This is a genomic window from Achromobacter sp. F4_2707 (assembly GCF_047501535.1).
Classification (GTDB): Bacteria; Pseudomonadota; Gammaproteobacteria; order Burkholderiales; family Burkholderiaceae_B; genus Yanghanlia.
The window spans coordinates 1-579 of the sequence record NZ_JAZDRJ010000025.1 but is presented as its reverse complement, the minus strand read 5'-3'; the positions used below and the strand labels follow the sequence as shown (position 1 = coordinate 579).

1 protein-coding gene is annotated in these 579 nt (G+C 56.1%); it reads left to right on the top strand.

Annotated elements, in window-relative coordinates:
* Positions 1-68 precede the first annotated feature (68 nt).
* A complete protein-coding gene (locus tag VRY85_RS14865) occupies positions 69-563 on the top strand; it encodes a transposase (RefSeq protein ID WP_414599381.1) in 495 nt (164 codons plus the stop codon).
* Positions 564-579 lie beyond the last annotated feature (16 nt).

The following is a 579-nucleotide window of genomic DNA, read 5'->3' as shown; positions in this document are numbered from 1 at the left end:
CCCCCTGCGTCACAATAGATGTCCGCTCGTTTTTCGTTAATATTTGAGGGAGCGGTCGGAGTGAAGAAGTGCCCAGTTACAGCCCAGAATTCAAAGAACAAGCCGTCAGGAAATTGATGCCGCCGCATAACCGCACGGTGGCCAGCCTGAGCCAGGAAATCGGGGTCTCAGAGGCGACTCTGTACAACTGGAAGAAGCAGTTTCGTGCCAGAGGATATGTCGTGCCCAAGAAGTCTACGATAGCCGATCAGTGGGATGCCAAAGCCAAGCTGGCTGCGGTCATTCAGACGGCGGCCATGAACGAGGCCGAGCGTTCGGAGTACTGCCGCAAATACGGCCTATATCCGGAACAGATCGAAGCGTGGAAGGTAGCGGCTTCTGAAGCGTTAGACGGTGCAACCGGTGCCCCGACGAATAAGGCTGAGCTGGCTGCGGAACGCAAGAAAAGCCGCGCGTTGGAAAAGGAGCTTCGCAGAAAGGAGAAAGCGCTGGCTGAAGCGGCGGCGCTGCTGACCTTATCAAAAAAAGCCCAGGCCATCTGGGGCACGAACGAGGACGACTGATTCCTCTGGAGATGAA